Here is a 22938-nt window from a genome sequence, read left to right as displayed (position 1 = left end):
GAGACCGCCATGGACATGAAGAGTTCCCCGCTCGCGCTCCTGAAGGACGCGAGCCTGCTCAAGACCGACGCACTGGTCAACGGCGAATGGGTGAAAGGCCCCGCCCGCTTCGACGTGCACGACCCGGCCACCGGCGCCAAGCTGGCCGACGTCGCCGATCTCGGCCCGGCAGAAGCCGAGCAGGCCATCGCCGCCGCCAACGCCGCCTGGCCGGCTTGGCGCAGCAAGACCGCCAAGGAGCGCAGCATCATCCTGCGCAAGTGGTTCGACCTGCTCATGGCCAACCAGGAGGACCTGGGGCGCCTGATGACCGCCGAACAGGGCAAGCCCTTCGCCGAAGCCAAGGGCGAAGTGGCCTACGGCGCCAGCTTCGTCGAGTGGTTCGCCGAGGAAGCCAAGCGGGTCAACGGTGAGACGCTGCCGCAGTTCGACAACAACCGCCGGCTGATGGTGATCCGCCAGCCGATCGGCGTGTGCGTCGCCATCACGCCCTGGAACTTTCCGCTGGCGATGATCACGCGCAAGGTCGCGCCCGCGCTGGCGGCGGGTTGCCCGGTGGTGGTCAAGCCTGCCGAGCTGACGCCTCTCACCGCCCTGGCGGCAGCCGAGCTGGGCCTGCGTGCGGGCATCCCGGCGGGCGTGCTCAACATGCTCACCACCTCCCACAGCAGCGCCGTCGGCAAGGTGTTCTGCGCCAGCGACACCGTGCGCCACATCAGCTTCACCGGCTCGACGGAAGTCGGCCGCATCCTGATGGCGCAGAGCGCGCCCACGGTCAAGAAGCTGAGCCTGGAACTCGGCGGCAATGCGCCCTTCATCGTGTTCGACGATGCCGACGTGGACTCGGCCGTCGATGGCGCGATCGCCAGCAAGTACCGCAACGCCGGCCAGACCTGCGTGTGCGCCAACCGCATCTACGCGCAGGAAGGCATCTACGACCGTTTCGTCGAGAAGTTCGCGGCCAAGGTCAAGGCCATGAAGGTCGGCAATGGCTTCGAGGACGGCGTAGTGCAGGGCCCGCTGATCGAGCCGGCCGCGGTCGACAAGGTGGAGCGCCATGTGCAGGACGCGCTGGCCAAGGGCGCCAAGGTGGTGGTCGGCGGCAAGAAGCTGCAAGGCCAGTTCTTCGAGCCCACCGTGATCTCCGGCGCCACCGGCGAGATGCTGTGCGCGCGCGAGGAAACCTTCGGGCCGCTCGCCCCGGTGTTCAGGTTCAAAACCGAGCAGGAGGCCATAGCCGCGGCCAACAACACCGAGTTCGGACTGGCCAGCTACTTCTACAGCCGCGACGTGGGCCGGATCTACCGCGTGAGCGAGGCGCTGGAGTACGGCATGGTCGGCATCAACGTGGGCATCATCGCGACCGAGCATGTGCCCTTCGGCGGCGTGAAGCAATCCGGCCTGGGACGCGAAGGCTCGCACCATGGCATGGACGAGTACCTGGAGATCAAGTACCTGTGCGTCGGCGACGTGCTGAAGTGACGGGCGCGAGCGCCACGGATGTACGCAATCCTGCGTATTGGGCCTGCCGCGCCCGCGCTCCACGATGAAGGCAGGGCTGACGCGTCCCCACGAGGGACCTGTTCAGCCTTCCCTACCCCTGGGTTCGAAGGAGCGCTTCCATGGCACGCCAATACATAGATTGCCGCGAAATGCCGAGCGAGAGCAACTGCACCGTCGCGATCTCGGCGGACAGCGAGAAAGAGCTGGTCGAGGCGGCCGTGCAGCACGCCGTCGCGGTGCATGGCCACAAAGATACCCCCGAGTTCCGCACCCGGATCGCCGCGGCCATCCGGATGGGAACGCCGCCCGTCGAAGAACCGGGACGCGCGACGCTCTAAGCCGGGGCGGCCACCCGTCAGGCCAGACGGCGCACCCGCATCACCGCCGCGGTGCGGGTTTCGACGCCCAGCTTCACATAGATGTGCTCGAGGTGCTTGTGCACCGTGCGCGGGCTGATCGAAAGCAGCTGGGCAATATCCGCATCGGTCTTTCCATACGACAGCCATCTCATCACGTCGCGCTCGCGGGGCGTGAGGCAGGCGTCTTCCTGCCCGGGTGAGGCCGGTGCGCTGCGTTCGCAGGCCTGGCGGTAGAGGTAAGCCAGGTGCGGCCGCAGCAGTTCCATGCGCTGCCGGTCGCGCCCGCTGAAGGTGCCGGCGCGCCGCTCCAGGCGGATCCGGGCCCGGCGCGACAGCGGCAGTTCGAGCTCGCCCCGGCGGACGGCCGGGTGCGCATCGCCGACGTCGAATCTGACACTCACCGATGGCAGCCAGGCGCGCATGGCGGCGACGCAGGCGCGGGCGAATCGCTCGGGCTGCCTGGCCTGCGTTTCCAGTGAAGCCAGCAGCCGCAATGCGGACGCATAGTCGTCGCGCGTCAGGTGGTCCATGGCCGTCGTCTCCATTCGCGCTGGGGTATAGGCCAAGGAACGCCACTGCGCCAACCTGGAATCGCAACCTCCTGTAGGGCTCAGCTTCACGGGATCCACCGCCGGCTGATGCACTTGTCTGACATACGCCTGAGGGAACGCTCTCCCAGAATCGGCCCGAACTTGGGAGCAACGGCGCATGGACAGGCGAACGGCGGTGATCTACGCGGGCTCGGTGCTGGTGGGCGCCTGCGGCGGCGGCGGTGGCGGGTCCGCAACCAGCGATGTCACGGGCGCGCCGCCCGCGCCGGCACCCGCACCGGCACCGGCGCCACCCGCACCCGCTCCGGCGCCCCCGTCCGGCCCGCCACCGGTGCTCTCGTCCAACATCGCCTGCTGGGGCGACTCCCTGACGCCCTTCTTCGCGCTCAACCTGCAGACCATGGTGTCCAACCGCACGGTCTTCAACGGCGGCGTCACGGGCGAGACATCGACCCAGATCGCCGCGCGCCAGCTGACCGACAACAGCATGACGAACTGGATCACCGTGCTCTGGTACGGCGCGAACAACCCGGACCAGCCGGCCACGATCAAGGCCGACCTGGCCGCCTCGATCGCCCACCTGGTGCCCGGCAACAACCGCTTCCTCGTGCTCGGGGTGGTCAACGCCGCCACGCCCGAGGAAATCCGCGGTGGCGCCGTGTACAACACCATCGTCGCGCTGAACAACGAGCTCGCGCAGCTCTACCCCGATAACTACTTCGACATGCGCGCCTGGCTGGTCAGCCGCTACAACCCCAATAGCGCGCAGGACGTGGCCGATTTCCAGAACGACGTGGTGCCCAGCTCGCTGCGCTTCGACCACATCCACCTGCGCAACGAAGGCTCCATCGTGGTGGCCGAACGGGTCAAGCAGCTCCTCGACGCCAAGGGCTGGTGAATGCCGAGCCTCTAGTAGAATGGCGCCTGCTACGCGGGCGTCGTTCAATGGCAGGACCTGAGCTTCCCAAGCTCAAGACGTGGGTTCGATTCCCATCGCCCGCTCCACTGTTGAAGACTCGTAGAAGGCGCCCGTGGCGCCTTTTTTCCTGGCTGCGTGTGCTTGGGACTGCGGTCTCCGCCGTCAGGCGGCCGATCTGGAGCGGTTCGCTTGCAGATCCATGCCCGCACCATGCGCCAGGCACATGCAAGCCGCGATTCGCTTTTTTCCAACTCGTGGGTGATAAAGCGACTGGAACATTCGAAATGCGGAATTGCTCTGCCCCCCAGAAGCGACCTGCACTTGGTTGCTTCTGAGCGAATGGCCGAGGTTGGAACATCCTAAGTTTGCCCTTGTTCGCTTAGAACGCGATCCTGTAAGCAACAAGGTGTGAGGCTTGCCATGTTCGATCGACGCGCCCTGTCCGTTTGCTGCGCGCTTGCCATTCCCTCCGTGAGCTGCCTCGCGCAGTCCGTCTATCCACCGAGCGCGTATTTCGACGATCGCTGGTACGTCACGCCGTTCGGAAGCTACGTGGTTCCCGACGACGATCGCCGGGCCGACAATGGTTGGGGTGGCGGGCTGGCGTTCGGCAAGGCGATCAACCCCTACTGGAACGTCGAGTTGCGCCTCATGTACGAGGAACTCGATCTCGACGTCGGTTCGGGAAAGTTCAAGAACTGGAGCGGAACCCTGGATGGGCAGTGGTTCTTCCTCGGGCGCCAAGGCTTCGAGCTCTGGAGGGCGGGGAGGTTGCAGCCCTATCTCGTCGGCGGCATCGGCGCCATCAAGGACGAGGTGAGTGCCCCGGTGGGCAGCGGGAGCAAAACCAGCGCCATGGCCAATCTCGGTGCCGGCGCCGTGTGGCCGTTCTCCTGGGGCCGCCTGGTCCTCGACGCACGCTACCGTTTCGACGACAACCGGGACCAGTTCGTCAACCGCCAGGGTCACCTGGATGACTGGCTGTTCAGCGTGGGCCTGCAAATCCCCTTCGGCGCGGCGCCGCGCGTCGCGCAGGCCGCTCCGCCGCCGCCACCACCGATAGCGCCGCGGCCGCCGCCCCCACCCCCGCCGCCGCCCCCGCCGCCGCCCCCGCCTCCGCAGCCGCGTACCGTCAGCATTGCCGGGGATGGCACATTCGCCTTCGACAAGGCGGAATTGACGAGTGCCGGCCGCACCCGGATCGACAACGCGCTCGCGGAGATCCGGTCTTCGAACGTGCAGCTGCGTTCGGTCGCCATCGTCGGCCACACGGACCCGCTGGGAAAGGCCGAGTACAACCAGCGTCTGTCCCTGGCCCGGGCCAACGCGGTGCGCGATTACCTGGTCAGCCGCGGCGTTCCGGCCGCAATGATCCAGACGGAGGGCCGCGGCGAATCCGATCTCAAGATCACGGAAGCCGAGTGCAAGTCCCAGGGCAAGGCCAAGAAGCGCTCCGACCTGATCGCCTGCCTGCAGCCGAATCGCCGGATCGATATTCGCGCCACCGGCGAGCAGATGCCCTGAGCGGCCGGCAAGGCAAAGGGCTCCCTCACGGCTAGGCGTTCACTTGAAGTGTTGATGGAAGCCGCCTTCGGGTGGCTTCCTTTTTTGGGCACGGCATTGTCTAGCTGATGCAGCGCCGGTTTGGACGACGACGCGCACGCAGCGTTCTTACCACCTACCCGCGCCATGGGGTGATGCGCGGCAACCATCGCCTCACGTTCGCCCGGTAGCGCTTGTACTCGTCGCCGAACTGCTCGCCCAGCACAGGCTCTTCGTAGGCGACAACGAACAAGAAGAATCCGGCCCACAAGATCGCGCCGTACTGCAGCACCGTGACGCTCCCGAACAGGAGGCCCTGGCCGGCGATCAACGCCGTGACTGCGACGTACATCGGATTGCGGACGTAGCGATAGAGCCCGGTGACGACGAGGCGTTTGGGAGGCATCACGGGCGCCGGTGTACCGAGGCCCTGCAACGCGAAGCGAGCGAACGAATCGAGCAAGATGGGCAACCCGGCGACGATCAGGGCGGCGCCGAGCACGCGCGCGATCGGGAATAGCGGAGGCGCGAAGTGCCAGTGCGTGAGGTACCAAGGGACGTACACGGCGAGCGTGCCCGGAGCGATAACCAGGAAGATCGCGGAACCGATGATCGCGGCGGCGCGCTGCACGATAGGAGCATACGCGACGCCGCCGCGAATCGTACGGATGAGCGCTGGCGTCGCGTGATGTCCTGCGCGAAGCGTTTGACGTGAAGTCATGGTTGAACCATGACAGGCGATCCGGAGCGGCGCCCACAGGACTGTGAACATCTACAGCCTCATACAACACGTCCAGGGCGACCTCAACTGACCCCGCGCCGGGACCACGACGTAGCCCCTACTCCAGGACGGCCGAGCGCTGTCGATGCAGCAAGTACCACGCAGCGGGTATGACGAGCATGCTAAGAAGTGGCGCAGTGATCATCCCGCCCACCATCGGCGCTGCGATCCGGGTCATGACCTCCGAGCCGGTTCCGGTCCCGACCAGGATTGGAAGCAAGCCACCCATGACCACGGCGACTGTCATCGCCTTCGGTCGGACGCGTAGAACGGCGCCCTCCCGGATCGCTGCCAGCAAGGTCTGTTCGTTGGCCGGTTCACCGGCCGCTAGCCGTCTGGAATAGGCGTTCTTCAGGTACACCTGCATCACCACCCCAAATTCCGCAGCAACGCCCGCCAGGGCGATGAACCCCACTGCGGTAGCGACCGAGACGTTGTGTCCCAGCGCCCATACCAGCCAGAAGCCCCCGACCAGTGAGAACGGCACCGCCGCCATGACCAGGCCGGCGTCCCTGAAGGATCGGAACAACAGGTAAAGCAGCACGAAGATGACGGCCAATGTCGCCGGCACCACCATCTTCAACCGCTCGGTCGCACGTTCCAGGTACTCGAACTGCCCGGACCATGACACGGAATAGCCGGCAGGCAGCTTGATGCCGCTGGCGACAGCTGCCTGCATGTCTTGTACGACGGAGCGCAAGTCCCTGCCTCGAACATCCACGTAGACCCATCCGGAGAGTCGAGCGTTTTCACTGCGCAGCATCGGCGGTCCGTCCTGGATGTTGATGCGGGCGACTTCCTGCAGCAGCAGCTGGGCGCCGCTCTGAGTCACGAAGGGAAGCTCCCTCAGGCGTTGGAGCGAGTCGCGGATTTCCCGGGGGTATCGCACATTGATCGGAAATCGTTCCCGACCCTGGATGACCTCGCCGACGTTGTCTCCTCCAATGGCGGCGGACACGATGGCCTGGACATCTGCGACGGAAAGACCGTACCGTGCTGCCGCCTGCCGATCCACGTCAACATCGATGTATCGGCCGCCCGTGAGCCTTTCCGCAAGCGCCGAAGACACTCCCGGTACCTTCTTGACGGCCGCCTCGATCTGCCCCGTGAGGCGATCGATCGTGGCCAGGTCGGCGCCGGCGACCTTGATGCCCACAGGACTCTTGATCCCGGTCGCCAGCATGTCGATTCGGTTGCGTATCGGTGGCACCCACACATTCGACAGGCCGGGCACCGTGACCACTCGGTCCAGTTCGTCCACCAGCTTGTCCGGTGTCATGCCTGGACGCCATTGGGAACGCGGCTTGAACTGGATGGTCGTCTCGAACATTTCCAGCGGCGCGGGGTCCGTGGCGGTGTCGGCACGGCCGGCCTTGCCGAACACTCGCTCCACTTCCGGAACGGTCTTGATGAGGCGATCGGTCTGCTGCAGCAGTTCCGCGGCCTTGGATGCCGACAGTCCGGGCAAGGCAGACGGCATGTACAACAGGTCGCCCTCGTCCAATGGAGGCAGGAACTCGCCACCGAGCCGTGCCACCGGGATGATCGTCACGGCCATGAGGACGGCCGCCATCGCAAGCGTCGCCCTCGGAAAGCGCAGGACAGTCTCCAACGCAGGGCGGTAGATCGCCACGAGCAACCGGTTGAGGGGATTGGACGCCTCATGCGGTATGCGCCCGCGAACGAGGTACCCCATCAATACCGGCACCAGCGTGACGGACAGGCCGGCTGCGGCCGCCATGGCATAGGTCTTGGTGAACGCCAGAGGGGAGAACAGCTTCCCCTCCTGCGCTTCCAGGGTGAACACCGGCACGAAGGACAGCGTGATCACGAGCAGCGAGAAGAAGAGCGCCGGTCCGACCTCGATGGAAGCGTCCGTCATCAGCTGCCAGCGTTCAGCGAGCGTGGGCTCCCTTCCATGTTGATGCTCGAAGGCCTCCAGGTGTTTGTGCGCGTTCTCCATCAGCACGATGGAGGCATCCACCATCGCCCCGAGGGCGATGGCCATCCCGCCGAGAGACAGGATATTGGCGCTGACACCTTGCCACTGCATCACGACGAACGCCGCCAGGACGCCGACGGGCAGCGTGACGACCGCGACGAATGCCGAGCGAAGATGAAAAAGGAAAACGGCGCACACGAGCGCCACCACTGCAAACTCCTCGATCAGCTTTCGCGTCAGGTTGTCCACCGCCCGGTCAATCAGGAGCGAACGGTCGTAGGTCGTGACCACCTCCACGCCGGCCGGCAGGCTGGACTTGAGGGCCTCCAGCCTGGACTTGACCGCTTCAATGGTGGTCCGGGCATTCTTGCCGGAGCGCATGACCACGACCCCACCCGTGACCTCGCCTTCGCCGTCCAACTCGGCGATCCCGCGCCGCATCTCCGGCCCGATCTGAACGAAGGCCACGTCCCGCAGTAGCACGGGCGTCGTTCCTGCCACCTTGATGGGAATGGAACGGAAATCGTCCAGCGAGCGCAGGAAGCCGCGCGAGCGCACCATGTACTCGGCTTCTGCCAGCTCCACGACGGACCCTCCGGCGGCCTGGTTCGCCTTTTGCAGCGCCTCGGTCACCATGGCTTGCGTCACCCCCAGCGCTCGCATGCGGTCCGGATCCATGACCACCTGGTACTGGCGAACCATGCCGCCGATGCTCGCCACCTCGGCCACGTCCTGGACCATCTTGAGTTCGAACTTCAGGAACCAGTCATTCAGGGCTCGCAATTGAGAGATGTCGTTCTTGCCGGTGCGGTCGACCAAGGCGTACTCGTACACCCAGCCCACACCGGTGGCATCCGGTCCGAGCGACGCAGTCGCGCCCGAAGGCAGCCGGCTTTGCACCTGGTTCAGGTATTCCACGACGCGAGAGCGAGCCCAGTACGGGTCGGTCTTGTCGTCGAAGAGGACGTAGACGAACGAGTCACCGAAAAACGAGTAGCCACGCACGACCTTCGCTCCAGGGACGCTCAGCATCGTGGTCGTCAATGGGTAGGTGACCAGATCCTCGACGACTTGGGGCGCCTTTCCCGGGTAGGGCGTCCGCACGATCACCTGGGTGTCCGAGAGGTCGGGCAAGGCGTCCAGCGACATCCGCTGCGCCGACCAGATGCCGGCAAGGACAATGAATGCCGTTGCAATCAGCACCAGAAACCGGTTGCGGATGGACCACTTGATGACGGCGGCCGTCACTTGCCCGCTCCCGCCGGCTGTACCGTTACGAGCTCCCATCCCATCGGCCCGCCTTTCTTGAACTCGAAGCGGATGGAGTCACCGGGCTTGACGCCAGGAAAGGCCTGCGGGTTCGGCTTGCTGAAGCCCATCGTCATGGAGGGCCACTTGAGCTCCGGAACCGGCTCATGCGAGATGGTGATGCTGTCAGGCTCCACGCTCTCGACCTTGCCTTGTGCGGTGAACGTGCCCCTTGCCGCAGGTGCCTTCATCTGTGAAGCCGGCGCGCTTGCCGCGGGCGCAGCCTGCCCTGCCGCAGCCATGCCGCCCAGGACGGACTTCAGCCGGGCCTCCGAGTCCACCAGAAACTGGCCGCTGGCCACCACCTGCTCACCCTCGTTCAGACCCTGGGCGATCTCCAGTTGGTCCCCCAGGTCAGCGCCAAGGGCAACTTCGCGCGGCTCGAAGGTGCCGCTCTCCTTCCGCACGATTGCCACGGCGCGGGATCCTGTTCGGATGACCGCCTCCGCGGGCACGACCAGGCGCGAGCTCACCGGGCCCGCGACCTGCAGCCGCAGCAGCATGCCCGGCGTGAGCCGCCCCCCCTTGTTCGCCACTTCGAACCGAGCCTGCACGGTGCGCGTGTTTGAACTGACTTGCGGCAGGATTTCCTTCAGCTCGCCGTCGAAGGTCTGGGACGCATCTGCTTGCAGTGCCGCTTTGACCTTCTGCCCTCGCACGAGGCGCACTGCTTGCGCCTCCGGAACTTCCGCCACTGCCCAGACCCTTTCGAGGCCTGCAATGCGGAAAAGCGTCATGCCAGGGTTCACTGCGACGCCGTCGCGGACGCCGAGCTCCGCGACCACCCCGCTCAGCGGTGCTGTCACAGTGAAACGAGCTTGTGCCACCCCCGACTGCTCGCTCTGGCGCAGCAGTTCATCTGGAATCGACATGGCGCGCATCCGCTCGCGTGCGGCGGCCAGGATGTCCTCCGAAACACCGGCGCGCTTCAGGGCCAGATACTCGTTCTGCGGCCCCAACCAGTCGGGCGCATAGATGGTCGCGAGCGGCTGCCCCTTGCGGACGTACTCCATGGGGGCGCGAACCCGCAGGCGCTCGACGTAGCCATTCACACGGGTCTGCACGGCCTGCGTCAGCCGTTCGTCGAATTGCACCGTGCCGATCGCATCGAACGAACTCGCCACCTGGGCGCGCGTCACGGTGGCCGTGCGGATACCCAGGTTCTGTTGAACCCCGGGGCTGACCTTCACGCCCGTTTCGTTCTGCTCGTCGGCGTAGACCGGGACGAGCGGCATGTCCATGAACGGCGATTTCCCCGGCTTGTCGAACCGTGGGCCGGGGACCATGGGGTCGTGCCAGTACAGGACCTTACGCTCGCCCTGCTGCTCAGTCGCGCGGGCCACTCTCTCCGTTGGCGCCCCGAAGTGTTGGCCTGCCATGAATCCCCCTGCGGCAAGGCCGACAGCAACGAGGACGGCGGCTGCAACGTGCGTGCGCTTCATGGGGCACCTCCGGGAACGGGTTTGAAAGCAAGCTGCGCTTGGACTTTGGCGAGGTCGCGCTGCTGAGTGAGGAGCTTGCGTTGGGCCTCGACTTCGGCGTGCCGGGCCTCGAAAAGCGTCATCAGGGTCACCTGGTTGGAGCGGTAGCCCGCCAGAGCCGCCTGGGTCCGCTGGCTCGCCGGGGCGATGACATTGGCGCGGTAGCGCTCGACGCGCTGGGCGAGGCGCTGCACGTCGCTGGCGAAGCTGAGGAACTCGGCGCTTGCCATGCGCGTGGCTTCGTCGAGGGCGGCTTCAGCCTTGTCGACCAGCGCCAGCTTGGCGGCCGTTTCGCGGTCCTGTCGTTCACCGGGAGCGACTGTTAGCGGAATGTTGACCTCGATGGATACCATGTCGGAGAAGCCGGTGCGCTGGCCATAGGACGCGAGCCAGGTCCAGTTGGGCCTGCGGTTCACCGCCGTTGCGGACGCTTCAGCTCGGGCTACGTCGATGTCGCGATACGCCTGCAGGACTGCGGGGTGTGCGGCCACGTATGTCTTTTCACTGTGAAGGGTGGGTAGTACCGGTGCAGCGAGAGAGTCAGGCTGCACGCCCACCCACCGCTGTAAGGTGACCAGCGCAGTGGCCTGCATTTGCTGGACATCCGCGGATTCGTCTTCCGCGACGCCGCGGGCGGCCGACATGGCCAGCACCTCTTGAGTGCTCCCCGCTGAGGACGCGAGTCGGGCCTTCGCCGCTTCGAGTTCCTCATGCACATGGTGCTCGGTTGCCGTCGTGAGCTTCAGGCTCTCGCCGGCATAGTAGGCGTCGACATACGCCAGCGCCGTTTGCAGTCGGGTGTCCGCCAGCGCCACCTGCTCCAGGATGGATTCGCGTCCGACCTGCGCCTGGGCGGCAGCTTGCCGGGAGGCACGCTTCTCGGAAGGTATCCATTCCTGGCTGATGCCCACTCGCTTCATGGTCATGGAATCAGCAGTGGTGCGGAACCGGTCGGGGCCGGTCACCGGGAGGTTTTCGATGCCCACATTGAGCATCGGGTCGGGCAGTTGCCCCGCGGCACGCGCGGACTCTGCTGCGCCCGAAGCGCTGGCCCGTGCGGACCGGACGGTTTGCGAACGCTGCGCGGCTAGCTCAAGCGCCTGCTCAAGGCCAAGGGGAGCGGCCCCCACCAGAGGGGGAAGCAGCGCGGCCAGAGCGGCAGCTGCTGGAAAAGAGCGTGAGAACATGAAATCTCCGAGGACAAGGATGCGGATGTCGGCCAGCGGGCAAGCCGCGGCGACGCCGGTTTGTCGACGGAGAGGTCAGACTCGAAGTCTGAGCGTTGAAAGAAAGAGTGGATCCGGAGGCGGTCGCGCTCGGCCCACCTCCGCGTAGAAGCCCGGTTCCCTCGAGTCCGTGTCCAGCAGCAGCGGAACGATGTGCACGTGCACGACGGCAGGGAGGCTGACTGATGGAACCTGAACCGGGTCAAATGACTGAGGCGCGTTGACGCAATGCTGATGACAAAGAACAGGCTGATCCTGATCCTTCACCATGCCCGCCCCCATGCTCTCGCATGGCTGGCCAGGGGCCATGTCCATCGTCATTGGCTCGTCCTGCCCCGCCTCGACCGTGGGGCAGACGTAGTTCGCCAGCGCCAGCTGCGCAAACAGCAGCGAGAGCACCACCACAAAGGAGGTGGTCAGGCGCAGGGCTGAGCGACGTAACATGAACACGCCAGTGTAGCGCGGGGGCATGGCGCATCCAGCGGGACCGAGCGCACCACGCGCTGCCAGAATCGTGCATGGCCAGCATGGCGCCGCCGGTTTGAGCGCGTGGCTTTCCCGCACTAGAATGTTCCACGGGGACACGAGCAGGCTCCCCGCTTCAAGACGCCGCCGCGTCCAAGTTCTGCTCCTGATCGCGGGCCCGCGCCCGGATAGGAGCTCGACTTGCAGAATCTCCCCTCCCGAATGAAACGCCGCACGGGCCTGCGCCCAGCAGACCCAGCAGACCATCGCGTATCGGCTGAGCTTGCCGGCATCGGGCTGCGGGCGTATCCGCGTATCACTCATCCCTGAAAAGGAGGGTTCCATGAACCCAGCGATGATCGGCGTCGCGGCTGCGGCCGTCTCGGCAGTGGCGACGGCGCAAGCCATCCGATTCGACAACGAGCCCACCGGCGTGACGCCAGCGGGCTGGTCTTGCGGGGTCACCGGCGGTGGCAGCCCACGCTGGACGGTAGAGCGCGACCCCACCAACACCCAGGGGCGGGTGCTGCTGCAAAGCGGCCGTGGCACTTTTCCCTGGTGCGTACGCAGCGGGACGGCCGTCACCGACGGTTTCGTCGAAGCCCGGTTCCAGCCGATCTCCGGCCATGAGGACCAGGCAGGTGGCGTGGTCTGGCGCTGGAAAGACGGCAACCACTACTACGTCGCCCGCGCCAACGCCTTGGAGAACAACGTCTCGCTCTACTACACCGAAGGCGGCGCGCGGAAGACGCTGAAGTATGTGAACGCGCCCGTCGCGCGGGGCGTTTCGCACACATTGCGGGTCGAGTTCGCCGGCAACCAGATCGCCGTCTGGCTCGACGGCACCCGCTACATCGACTGGCGCGACGACCACATCGCCGGGCCGGGGGCCGTCGGAGTCTGGACCAAGGCCGACAGCGTTACCGCCTTCAGCGAGTTCAGCTATGGCAGCAGCACACGTTGACCCCTCGATCAAGGAGCAGGAAGCAGGAGTCGCAGCGCGCGGCTGGAACGATGCGCAGCGCTTGCTGCTGGCCAAGGCCCTGCGCGGTTTCGCCGACGGTTTCGTCAGCTTGCTGCTGCCGCTGCACCTGCTGCACCTGGGCTTCACGCCCTTCCAGGTCGGCTGCATCGCCACCACGACCTTGCTCGGCTCGGGCCTGCTGACGCTGCTGGTCGGCGCCCAAGCCGCCCGCCATGCCTGGCGCACGCTGCTGCTCGCCGCCACTGCGCTGATGGCAGGCACCGGAGTGGCATTGGCGTCCTTCAGCGGCTTCTGGCCCCTGATGCTGGTAGCGCTGCTGGGCACCATCAACCCCTCGGGTGGCGACGTCAGCGTGTTCCTGCCGCTTGAGCACGCAGTGCTGTCCTCCAGTGTTGGCCAGCGCGATCGAACAGCGGCCTTTGCCAGGTACAGCCTGGTCGGCACCTTGTCGGGCGCCTTCGGCGCGCTGGCCGCCGGCCTGCCAACGTTCGCGGTGGCGTCACTCGGCATGGACCTGCCCTCGGCCGTGCAGGCGATGTTCGTGCTCTATGCGCTGCTCGCCGCCGCAGCCGCGCTCGTCTATCGCGGACTTCCGCGCACACGCGACACCGTGAGCGACGACCCGGCGCCGGCGCTGGGGCCTTCGCGTCGCCGCGTCTACATGCTCGCCGCGCTGTTCAGCCTGGATGCCTTCGGTGGGGGGTTCCTGGTGCAGTCGCTGATCGCGCTGTGGCTGTACCAGCGCTTCGGGCTTTCAATCGAAGCCACTGGGTCGCTTTTCTTCTGGACCGGCATCCTCACCGCCTTCTCGTACCTGGTCGCCGTGCGCATCGCCAATCGCATCGGCCTAGTGCGAACCATGGTCTACACGCACCTGCCCTCCAGCCTCTGCCTGCTGGCGATCCCCTTCTGCACCGAGCTCTCGTGGGCCATCGCGCTGCTGCTGGTGCGCAGCGCGCTGTCGCAGATGGACGTGCCGACCCGCAGTTCCTACGTTATGGCCATCGTCACACCGCCCGAGCGGCCGGCCGCGGCCAGCGTCACTTCGGTGCCGCGCAGCCTGGCCGCGGCGCTGAGCCCGGCACTGGCTGGATACCTGTTAGGCCTGTCGAGCTTTGGCTGGCCGCTGGTCGCAGGCGGCGCGCTGAAGATCGTCTACGACCTGCTGCTGCTGGCGATGTTCCGCCGCGTGCGGCCGCCCGAGGAGCAGCCTAGCGAGCGCTAGTGCCAAATGGGCATCCAAGAAGACAACTGCTCACACATGCTCATCCGGCTCTTGGTGCGTGGCGCGTCCAGCGGCACCAAGCGCACCACGCACTGCGAGAATCGACGTGCACGGCGTACTCCGGGACGCACTATGGGCGCAGCACTTTACGAGCCGATCGATGTGTACAAGCCTGTGGCGGCAAACATCGGCGTTGTCGACGGGCCTTTTGAGTACCTGACCGTGGCTGGCGTCAGGCTGCCGCTACCGTTCACCACCCGTATGATGGTGGTGCGCCTCTCGAACGGCGATCTCTTCCTCCATTCACCGACGAGATTCGATCGCCGGCTCGCCGACGAGCTCGATCATCTCGGAAGAATCCGCCATCTGATCTCTCCCAACCAATTCCACTACGCCCACATCGGAGAGTGGTTGAGGGCCTATCCACATGCCGTCGCATGGGCTTCGCCCGGGGTGCGCAGCAGGAGCAAAGCGCGACGCGTGGAGATCACTTTCGCCAGAGACCTCGACCTGGATCCGCCGGACGAATGGCGCAACGAACTCGACCAGACGCTGTTTCCGGGTGGTTACTTCAAGGAGTTCATCTTCTTCCACCGGGAATCAGCATCTCTCATCGTGACGGACGCCATCATCAACCTCGAACTGGACAAAATGAACGAGCCTTGGCGAACGTTCACGAGGATCAGCGGGATGTACTATCCACGCGGCCAGGTCTTCTTCGGGATGCGCCTGCCGCTGATGTTGCATCGAAAAAGGGCGGCGGCGGCGATCTCGAAACTTCACGGATGGCGGCCTCGCCGTATCTTGCTCAGTCATGGGCGTTCGTTCGACGTGGACACAGACAAGGTCATCAGCCGCATCTTCGGAAGGCATGCTGGCCGGTGAGAGGCCGAGGACTCCTGGTCGGAAGCTGCAGTAGATGGCTGCGCGATCGGAGTGCGTCGTTCTAGCGCTTTCTCCTGGCAACCCACGTTCTCGGATGTCGAAGGCCCCCGCTTTCGCGGTTCAAGCGCGCCGGCCGAACATGATGATGCCCATCCCGACCAGGCTCACCGCGACACCCACCCAGTCCGTCGTGCTTGGACGGATGCCGTCCACCGCCCAAAGCCAGAGGATGGCGACCCCGACGTAGACGCCGCCGTAGGCCGCGTACACGCGGCCCGCCGCCGTTGGGTGCAGCGACAGGAGCCAAGCGAACAGCGCCAGGCTCACTGCGGCCGGAATCAATATCCAGGCCGAGCGGTCCTCTTTGAGCCAGAGGTAAGGCAGGTAGCAGCCGACGATTTCCGCGACCGCGGTGAGCACGAACAGGCCGAAAGTCTTGAGCGCATCCATGGCGCATTGTGGCTTCCGCCCGTGTCGTCGAAAAATGCATTCGGGGGGCTTGACCCTCAAGTTGCTTGAGGTCTTACTGTCCCGAGTGTGGGCGACCTGCCCATGCAACAGAGGTCGTTTGGATATGAAGCCCTGGAAACTCGTTATCGGAGCCGGTGCAGCCTGCGCCGCGTGTTGTGCGGCACCGATCATCAGCGCCGCCGCGCTGGGCCTTGGTGCCTCCGGACTGTTCGCAGGGGGGATGGGCGCCGTCTCCGTGCACATGGAGTCCTGGTTGCCACTCGCTGGGGGCGGGGTGGCGCTCGCTGCCGTCGCCGGCGTGCTTGCCTGGCGTCGCCGGCGGCCGGTGGAAGCCGCCACCACCTGTGGCTGCTCGGGCAACTCTGGCTCTGCCTGTGGCAAGAGCGGGAGCTGAGCATGGACGCCATGGACAGACCGCCGCTCGCTTGCACTCTCGAGTTCACCGACATCGGTCCTCGCCTGCAACGGCTGCGACGTCTGGGAGAGAGTAGCCTCTTGCGTCATGAGCTTCGAGGCAGCGTGCTTCGGCTGGCATACCGTCCCGACGCCGCCGCGGAGGTGAAGGCCCTCGTGGACCTGGAGCGTGACTGCTGCCGGTTCCTGGATTTCGACATGAAGGAAGATGCCAGCGAGGTCATGCTGACCATCACGGCTCCTGCCAGTGCCGGCAAGGCTGCCGAATGGCTATTCGCCCAGTTCCTTCCAGCCACCATGGTGACAAAGCCCGACGCGCCGCGGCCATGCTGCCCAACTTGCGCCTGACCTACGATACGGCCATGAGCGCAGTCCCGCCCCTTTCCATTGGAGCCGCCGCGAAGCAAACCGGCTGCAGCGCACCGACCATCCGGTACTACGAGGAGGTGGGCCTGTTGCCCGCGGCACCGCGCACGCAAGGCAACCAGCGTCATTACGACGACGCCGCGATCCGGCGGCTCACCTTCATCCGGAGGTGTCGCGACTTCGGCTTCACGATCGAGCAAGTACGGGAGTTGGTCGGCCTGGTTGACCAGCCTTCACGCGATTGCGCCGAAGTGCGTGACATCGCCCAGGTGCACCTGCTGGAGGTGCAGAAGAAACTGGCCGAGCTCCAGGCGCTGGAAGCAAGCCTGTCCAGGTTCGTCCACGGCTGCAACACCGCTTGCGCCGGCGGACCGGCGATTGACTGCACCATTCTCGAAGACTTGGCGATGCCAACTTGGGAGGCCAAAGACCACTTGCCGGCACCCGCGCGCTCGGGGTGCTGTGGTTAGCCGCCCGACTCCCACCAGGGTTGTAGTGAAAACCGGGTCATTTGCACTCATTCCATCATTCGACTATCATGGAAATATGGAAGAAACAAATGTGATTGCCTCGCTCCTGGCGCTTGCACAGCCCATGCGGCTGCGGGTGTTCCGGGAACTGGTGGTCGCAGGCGGCGCGGGCCTCACACCCGGAGTGCTGGCCGAGCACCTCGAAGTGCCGCCAGCCACGCTGTCGTTCCATCTCAAGGAACTGCTGCACGCAGGCTTGGTCACCCAGGAGCGTGCGGGCCGCAACCTGATCTATCGGGCGAATTTCGAGCAAATGAACGGTCTGCTCGGCTTCCTGACCGAGAACTGCTGTCAAGGTGAGCCGTGTGGTACGGCCACCCGTTGCAAGCCCTCCCGGCGTGCTTCCCCATCCACCAGGAGAACCCAGCATGAAGCGATTCCACGTGCACGTTCACGTCAATGATCTCGGCAAGAACATCGCCTTCTACTCGGCGATGTTCAACCAGCAGCCCACCCGCACCGAGGTCGACTACGCCAAGTGGATGTTGGACGATCCGCCGGTGAACTTCGCGATCTCTACGCGCGGTGATGCCACCGGAGTCGACCATCTGGGCATCCAGGTCGACAGCAAGGAGCAGCTGGCGGAAATCCGTGGCCATGCTGCAAGCGCCGACCTGACCATCCTTGACGAAGGCGAGACGACCTGCTGCTATGCCCGCAGTGACAAGTACTGGGTGACCGATCCCCAGGGCGTCGCCTGGGAACAGTTCCATACCCTCGATTCGATTCCGGTTTTCAGCACGCCGAAGGCGCAAGCCGGGATGTGCTGCGCAACGAGCGCGTCGCCCGAGGCGAAACCCGAGCCCGCCAAATCCTGCTGCTGACGAGGCGCCATGGACACCAAGCCGCTGAACGTGCTGTTCCTGTGCACGCACAACTCCGCTCGCAGCATCCTGGCTGAGGCGCTCCTGAACTCGGTCGGGCAAGGCCGCTTCAAGCTCCAATCCATGGCTCTGGGGCAGACCGCGCGCGAACTGGCGAACCACGGATGACGACGCCGACCGAATTCGAGGCAGGTGTCCCTTCGGCAGACGATGGTGGCGGGTCCTTGGCGCATGCCCGAAGCGTGCCGCGGGCCCTGCTTGCCGAATTCGTTGGCACGGCGATGCTGCTGTGTGCGGTGATCGGCTCCGGCATCATGGCCGAACGCCTCAGCGCCGGCAACGCGGGAGTTGCGTTGCTGGCCAACACGCTTGCGACGGTCTTCGCGCTCTACGTCCTGATCGAGACACTGTCGCCGATCAGCGGCGCACACTTCAACCCGATGGCCACCGTCGTGCTGGCCTGGCGGGGCCACATGAGCGCCCATGACCGATGGCCGCTCACCGCCCTCTACATCCTGGTGCAGCTTACTGGTGCGCTCGCAGGCGCCATGCTTGCCAATGCGATGTTCGACACGAGCATCCTGCAGGTCAGCTCGAAGATGCGCACCGGTCCGGGCCAGTGGCTTGCGGAAGCAGTGGCTGCCGCGGGCTTGATGTTCGTCATCCTCCGGTCGCCCACGGGTAGAGGAAGCGCCTTGGTTGCCGCTTACATCGGCGCGGCTTACTGGTTCACTGCAAGCACGTCGTTTGCAAACCCGGCTGCGGTTTTCGGCCGGATTTGGAGCGACAGCTTTGCCGGCATCGCCCCCGAGAGCGCACTCGCCTTCGTGCTGGCGCAGTTCGCGGGCGGGGCCGTGGGCGCGTGGCTGGCTTCAGTGTTCGAGCGCGAAGCGCTCTAAACCCAGACCGAGAAACGTGTCCGGTGTGGCCGTGCCGGCAAGCACGACCGCGAATGCCAATGCTTGTGCCACGGCCGCGATCAGCTTGCGGGCAGGTACAAAGTTGTAAGCCTCCCTCGGGTTTCGTGGCCACCGAAGCCCCTTTCAGCGCCCTCGACCCGCGCCGGCTCCCTCCAAGCGCAAGCTCGTCTGCCGACTGGCTGGTGTAAGAGGACCGTGCGCATGGGTTTCAAACTTACACCTCTCCCATTCGATTTTTAGCAACTCATTCTCCACAATTCCACGCGCGTTCGCGCCGCTGTGAACGCTGGAAGGTGATGCATGACTGCGATGAAGCTCAGCCCTCTGCTGATCGCCGTGTGTCTTGTCGCCGCCAACGCGGCCGCGCAAACCTACAGAGTGGTCGACCTTGCCACCCTCTCGCCAGGCAACGGGACGGTGGTGCGTGGCCCCAACAGCTCGGGTGAGGGTTCGGGCGGGGGGATCCTTGAGAGCGCACAGGCGCGTGGGGGCCGGCGCGCACTGTTGTTCGAGACCAGTGGCGCGCGGCAGGTCGCCGCGCCGACCGACAGCGACATCGCGGTGGTCTACGGACTCAACGATGTCGGAGCCTACGTGGGCAGCTTCAACGCGAATGCGCACACCGCGGTCCGCGCGTTCGTGGGCACACGAGCAGGATCCTCCAGGGAACTGCCTCCACTTGCGGGCGACTCCGCCAGCGTGGCCTACGCCTTGAACAACCAGGGCCAGGCCGTCGGCTTCTCGAGCGGCGTCGGAGGCCAGCGCGCCGTGATATGGGACGCAGACGGAACACCAGCGGCGTTGCCCGCCTTTGCTGGAATCCGCAGTCGAGCGACCGGCATCAACGAGCGAGGCGACGTGTCGGGTGTCGGCAGCACTGCTGCCGGGCAAAGGCCGATCTTGTGGCGAAGTGGAGAACCTGCAGTCGAATTGATGCTGCTGGCGGGGCACACCACCGGCGAGGCCAATGCGATCAATTCGCGTGGCGATGTTGTCGGCTACTCGTCCGATGCATCTTCCATGCGGCGCGCTGCCTTGTGGCCTTCCAACGGCGGTGTCATCGATCTCGGCACGCTGCCGGGTGGGGACTTCAGTCAGGCATTCGGCAACAACAATGCGGGAGACATCGTCGGCACCTCTACCAGCAGCATCGGCAGCCGCGCAGTGCTTTGGACGCGCGGTGCCGTGCAGGACCTGAACAGCCTCGTTGCGCCGTCGACTTTCGTGCTGACCAAGGCCGTCGGCATCACGGCCGGCGGCGCGATCATCGCCATCGGGCATGTGCCGGCGGCGGGGCACCACGCAGCGCCCGCGCAGGGGAGCGGAGGGCACGACCATGATGCAGATGCGCACGACCTTCCGGTCCGGGTCTTCCTGCTCGTTCGCTCGGGAGCCACGCCATGATGTCGCGCAAGATCGTTGCCGCCGCGCTGTCATGTCTGGTGGGCATGGCCGCCTTCCTCTCGCCGGGCGCTGCGAACGCACAAACGACGGGCCAGTGGACCCGATTGCAGGACTTCCCGGTGATACCGATCCACAGTCACCTGCTCCCGAACGGCAAAGTGATGATGTGGGGCCGCCCCGGCAACCAGCCGTACCTGTGGGACCCCAGCAGCCAGGCGATCACCGCGCTGCCCGGTGCAGGTTACGACATCTTCTGCGCGGGTCACGCCCTGCTGGCGGACGGACGCCTGCTGGTGGCCGGCGGACATGTCGTGGACGAAGTCGGACTTGCGAACGTCAGCGTGTTCGACCCGGCTACGAATACCTGGTCGAGGGAGCCCGACATGAACGCGGGACGCTGGTATCCGACAGTGACGGCGCTGCCGAACGGCGATGCGCTCGTGACGTCGGGCAACATCGACACGAGCGTGGGCCGCAATCCGCTACCGCAGGTGTACCAGGCAGCGAGCAGAACATGGCGCGACTTGACGAACGCACAGTTGGAAGTCTCTTATTACCCGGAGATGTTCGTGGCGCCGAATGGCAGGCTGGCCATGCTCGGACCTGGGGACTTCACGTTCTGGCTGGACACCGCCGGGACCGGTGCATGGAGTGGAATGAATGTCCGCAGCGGCGGTTGGCGCGATGGCAATTCGGCGGCCATGTACGCCGACGGGAAGGTCGTGATGATGGGAGGGAATGACAACCCGCCCGGATCGGTGACGCATGTGATCGACCTGAGCGTGCCGGCTCCCGCCTGGCGCGCAGTCGCTTCAATGAGCTTCGCCCGGCGCCATCTCAACTCCACTTTGCTGCCCGATGGGACCGTGCTGGTCACTGGAGGCACATCGGGCTCCGGCTTCAACAATGAAACCACGCCGGTCTTGGCAACGGAGTTGTGGAACCCGGCCACGGAGACGTGGACCCGCCTCGCGAACGCAACGGTGCCAAGGCTCTACCACTCCATGGCGCTGCTCCTGCCCGATGGGCGTGTAATCACGGGCGGTGGCGACGGCCACTTCGAAGCAGAGGTCTTTTCACCGCCGTACCTGTTCAAGGGAGCACGCCCGGTCATCACGACAGCGCCAGCGTCGATGGGATACGGCCAACAAATCACCGTTGAGAGTCCGGACGCTGCAAGCATCCAGAAAGTGACGCTGATCCGGCTGGGGTCCGTCACGCACGGGTTCAACGAGAACCAGCGTATGTCCACGCTGCCGTTCACCGCTGGAACAGGCACGCTCGGCATTACGACGCCAGCCAACGCGAACCTGGCGCCGCCCGGACACTACATGCTCTTCCTGGTCAACGGCAGTGGCGTGCCATCCGTGGCCACTGTCGTGCGGATCGGCAGCGGAGCGCCGCCGCCCCCGCCGCCGGCTCCGACACTGGGCTCGCTCGCCCCGAGCAGCGCGACAGCAGGAGGGCCCGCCTTCACGCTCACGGCCAACGGCACCAATTTCGTTGCCGGATCGACGGTGCGTTGGAATGGCACCGCCCGAACCACCACCTTCGTCAGCGCCACCCAGTTGAGTGCTGCCATCACGGCGGCCGACATCGCGGCGACAGGTACCGCCCAGGTCACCGTGCTCAATCCGGGAGGCGCGGCGTCCGCCGCCTTGCCTTTCACGATCGCGGCCGCGCCGCCGCCGGCGCCGACACTGGGCTCGCTCGTCCCGAGCAGCGCGACGGCAGGAGGGCCCGCCTTCACGCTCACGGCCAACGGCACCAATTTCGTTGCCGGGTCGACGGTGCGGTGGAATGGCACCGCCCGCACCACCACCTTCGTCAGTGCCACCCAGTTGAGCGCTGCCATCACGGCGGCCGACATCGCGGCGACAGGCACCGCCCAGGTCACCGTGCTCAATCCGGGAGGCGCCGCGTCCGCTGCCCTGCCTTTCACGATCGCGGCCGCGCCGCCGCCGGCGCCGACACTGGGCTCGCTCGTCCCGAGCAGCGCGACGGCAGGAGGGCCCGCCTTCACGCTCACGGCCAACGGCACCAATTTCGTTGCCGGGTCGACGGTGCGGTGGAATGGCACCGCCCGAACCACCACCTTCGTCAGCGCCACCCAGTTGAGTGCTGCCATCACGGCGGCCGACATCGCGGCGACAGGTACCGCCCAGGTCACCGTGCTCAATCCGGGAGGCGCCGCGTCCGCTGCCCTGCCTTTCACGATCGCTGCCGCGCCGCCGCCGGCTCCGACACTGGGCTCGCTCGTCCCGAGCACCGCGACAGCAGGAGGGCCCGCCTTCACGCTCACGGCCAACGGCACCAATTTCGTTGCCGGATCGACCGTGCGGTGGAATGGCACCGCCCGCACCACCACCTTCGTCAGCGCCACCCAGTTGAGTGCTGCCATCACGGCGGCCGACATCGCGGCGACAGGTACCGCCCAGGTCACCGTGCTCAATCCGGGAGGCGCCGCGACCGCTGCCTTGCCTTTCACAGTCACTGCCCCGACGTCTGTGCTGAGGGTAACCAAGCTCGGCACCGGCAAAGGAAACATCAACAGTGCCCCGGCCGGCATCAGCTGCGGTGGGACTTGCACGGCCCCGTTTGCCAGCGGCGCGACAGTCACCTTGACAGTCAAACCCACTGGCCAGAGTGTCTTTGCAGGCTGGGGTGGCGCTTGTGCGGGCACCTCGAACACATGCATCGTAACGATCAACAGTGCGTTGGACGTCACGGCGACGTTCAACCCGCGGTGATATTCCTGGCCTTAGCCTCGCCTTCCGCAAGGTGGTCAACGAGTCTTCCTCTGACCTCCCAAGCTCAAGACGTGGCTTCGATTCCCA

General features: G+C 65.7%; 20 protein-coding genes, 1 tRNA gene and 2 pseudogenes. 16 read left to right on the top strand and 7 right to left on the bottom strand.

The features are described from left to right. Positions 1–9: 9 nt before the first annotated feature. Both UC35_RS19325 and UC35_RS19320 read left to right on the top strand, forming a co-directional pair. On the top strand, positions 10–1482 hold the full coding sequence (locus UC35_RS19325; protein ID WP_061502592.1) for an NAD-dependent succinate-semialdehyde dehydrogenase: 1473 nt from the start codon (positions 10–12) through the stop codon (positions 1480–1482). A gap of 140 nt (positions 1483–1622) precedes the next feature. Next, positions 1623–1841: a DUF1059 domain-containing protein gene (locus tag UC35_RS19320; RefSeq protein ID WP_061502591.1), complete on the top strand. Its 219-nt coding sequence runs from the start codon at positions 1623–1625 to the stop codon at positions 1839–1841. Between the two features lie 17 nt (positions 1842–1858). Here the strand turns inward: UC35_RS19320 and UC35_RS24525 are convergent, their stop codons facing one another. Next, a complete protein-coding gene (locus UC35_RS24525) occupies positions 1859–2392 on the bottom strand; it encodes a helix-turn-helix transcriptional regulator (RefSeq protein ID WP_082793604.1) in 534 nt (177 codons plus the stop codon). A 178-nt stretch (positions 2393–2570) separates the two neighbouring features. Between UC35_RS24525 and UC35_RS24120 the strand changes: the two genes are divergently transcribed. From UC35_RS24120 to UC35_RS19300, 3 genes are all read left to right on the top strand, one after another. Continuing rightward, a complete protein-coding gene (locus UC35_RS24120) occupies positions 2571–3311 on the top strand; it encodes an SGNH/GDSL hydrolase family protein (RefSeq protein WP_061502586.1) in 741 nt (246 codons plus the stop codon). A 33-nt stretch (positions 3312–3344) separates the two neighbouring features. Then, positions 3345–3418: transfer RNA gene (locus tag UC35_RS19305), tRNA-Gly, on the top strand. Positions 3419–3752: 334 nt separating this feature from the next. Beyond that, positions 3753–4856, top strand: a complete 1104-nt coding sequence (locus UC35_RS19300) for an OmpA family protein (RefSeq protein WP_082793398.1) — start codon at positions 3753–3755, stop codon at positions 4854–4856. A 154-nt stretch (positions 4857–5010) separates the two neighbouring features. Here UC35_RS19300 and UC35_RS19295 read toward each other — a convergent pair whose 3' ends face one another. The 5 genes from UC35_RS19295 to UC35_RS19275 form a co-directional block, all read right to left on the bottom strand. Further along, positions 5011–5646, bottom strand: coding sequence for a methyltransferase family protein (locus tag UC35_RS19295; protein WP_227820386.1), 636 nt, complete (start codon positions 5644–5646; stop codon positions 5011–5013). A gap of 67 nt (positions 5647–5713) precedes the next feature. Continuing rightward, entirely contained in the window at positions 5714–8845 is a 3132-nt protein-coding gene (locus tag UC35_RS19290; protein ID WP_061503941.1) for an efflux RND transporter permease subunit, read from the bottom strand. Then, the gene (locus UC35_RS19285; protein ID WP_061502579.1) at positions 8842–10347 is read right to left on the bottom strand and encodes an efflux RND transporter periplasmic adaptor subunit; all 1506 of its coding nucleotides are present in this window, start codon (positions 10345–10347) and stop codon (positions 8842–8844) included. Before UC35_RS19285 ends, UC35_RS19290 begins: the two co-directional genes overlap by 4 nt. Further along, positions 10344–11573, bottom strand: coding sequence for a TolC family protein (locus tag UC35_RS19280; RefSeq protein WP_061502577.1), 1230 nt, complete (start codon positions 11571–11573; stop codon positions 10344–10346). The genes UC35_RS19285 and UC35_RS19280 overlap by 4 nt, the downstream gene beginning before the upstream one ends. 75 nt (positions 11574–11648) lie before the next feature. After that, on the bottom strand, positions 11649–12083 hold the full coding sequence (locus tag UC35_RS19275; RefSeq protein ID WP_227820385.1) for a hypothetical protein: 435 nt from the start codon (positions 12081–12083) through the stop codon (positions 11649–11651). 337 nt (positions 12084–12420) lie between these two features. Here UC35_RS19275 and UC35_RS19270 point away from each other — a divergent pair, with 337 nt between their 5' ends. Genes UC35_RS19270 through UC35_RS19260 form a run of 3 tightly spaced genes read left to right on the top strand, consistent with a single transcriptional unit; the run spans position 12421 to position 15172 of the window. Next, on the top strand, positions 12421–13041 hold the full coding sequence (locus tag UC35_RS19270; RefSeq protein WP_061502576.1) for a hypothetical protein: 621 nt from the start codon (positions 12421–12423) through the stop codon (positions 13039–13041). Beyond that, positions 13022–14287 carry an MFS transporter gene (locus UC35_RS19265; RefSeq protein WP_173861265.1) on the top strand — a complete coding sequence of 422 codons (1266 nt, stop codon included), beginning with the start codon at positions 13022–13024 and terminating at the stop codon, positions 14285–14287. Before UC35_RS19270 ends, UC35_RS19265 begins: the two co-directional genes overlap by 20 nt. Before the next feature lie 36 nt (positions 14288–14323). Beyond that, a complete protein-coding gene (locus tag UC35_RS19260; RefSeq protein WP_227820384.1) occupies positions 14324–15172 on the top strand; it encodes a DUF4336 domain-containing protein in 849 nt (282 codons plus the stop codon). Positions 15173–15292: 120 nt separating this feature from the next. Here UC35_RS19260 and UC35_RS19255 read toward each other — a convergent pair whose 3' ends face one another. Beyond that, positions 15293–15622, bottom strand: a complete 330-nt coding sequence (locus tag UC35_RS19255) for a YnfA family protein (protein ID WP_061502572.1) — start codon at positions 15620–15622, stop codon at positions 15293–15295. 417 nt (positions 15623–16039) lie between these two features. Between UC35_RS19255 and UC35_RS19250 the strand changes: the two genes are divergently transcribed. The 8 genes and pseudogenes from UC35_RS19250 to UC35_RS19220 all read left to right on the top strand — a co-directional run bounded on the left by UC35_RS19250 (position 16040) and on the right by UC35_RS19220 (position 22851). Continuing rightward, a complete protein-coding gene (locus tag UC35_RS19250) occupies positions 16040–16405 on the top strand; it encodes a hypothetical protein (protein ID WP_145979550.1) in 366 nt (121 codons plus the stop codon). A 14-nt stretch (positions 16406–16419) separates the two neighbouring features. Then, positions 16420–16893 carry a MerR family transcriptional regulator gene (locus tag UC35_RS19245; RefSeq protein WP_061503938.1) on the top strand — a complete coding sequence of 158 codons (474 nt, stop codon included), beginning with the start codon at positions 16420–16422 and terminating at the stop codon, positions 16891–16893. 76 nt (positions 16894–16969) lie between these two features. Next, positions 16970–17281, top strand: a pseudogene (locus tag UC35_RS23330) (ArsR/SmtB family transcription factor); the annotation flags it as partial. Positions 17282–17321: 40 nt separating this feature from the next. Further along, on the top strand, positions 17322–17777 hold the full coding sequence (locus tag UC35_RS19235) for an ArsI/CadI family heavy metal resistance metalloenzyme (RefSeq protein ID WP_061502566.1): 456 nt from the start codon (positions 17322–17324) through the stop codon (positions 17775–17777). Positions 17778–17786: 9 nt separating this feature from the next. Then, positions 17787–17927 (top strand): annotated as a pseudogene (locus UC35_RS23325) (arsenate reductase ArsC); the annotation flags it as partial. Between the two features lie 131 nt (positions 17928–18058). Further along, entirely contained in the window at positions 18059–18676 is a 618-nt protein-coding gene (locus UC35_RS19230; protein ID WP_061503937.1) for an aquaporin, read from the top strand. Positions 18677–18997: 321 nt separating this feature from the next. Then, on the top strand, positions 18998–20101 hold the full coding sequence (locus UC35_RS23320; RefSeq protein ID WP_082793395.1) for a hypothetical protein: 1104 nt from the start codon (positions 18998–19000) through the stop codon (positions 20099–20101). After that, positions 20098–22851 (top strand): galactose oxidase-like domain-containing protein, encoded by a 2754-nt coding sequence (locus UC35_RS19220; RefSeq protein ID WP_061502561.1) that lies wholly within the window; start codon positions 20098–20100, stop codon positions 22849–22851. Before UC35_RS23320 ends, UC35_RS19220 begins: the two co-directional genes overlap by 4 nt. Positions 22852–22938: the final 87 nt, after the last annotated feature.

This window comes from Ramlibacter tataouinensis (assembly GCF_001580455.1).
Taxonomy (GTDB): domain Bacteria; phylum Pseudomonadota; class Gammaproteobacteria; order Burkholderiales; family Burkholderiaceae_C; genus Ramlibacter; species Ramlibacter tataouinensis_B.
Note: the sequence above shows the minus strand (reverse complement) of the source record. Positions and strands in the feature narration are given on the sequence as shown.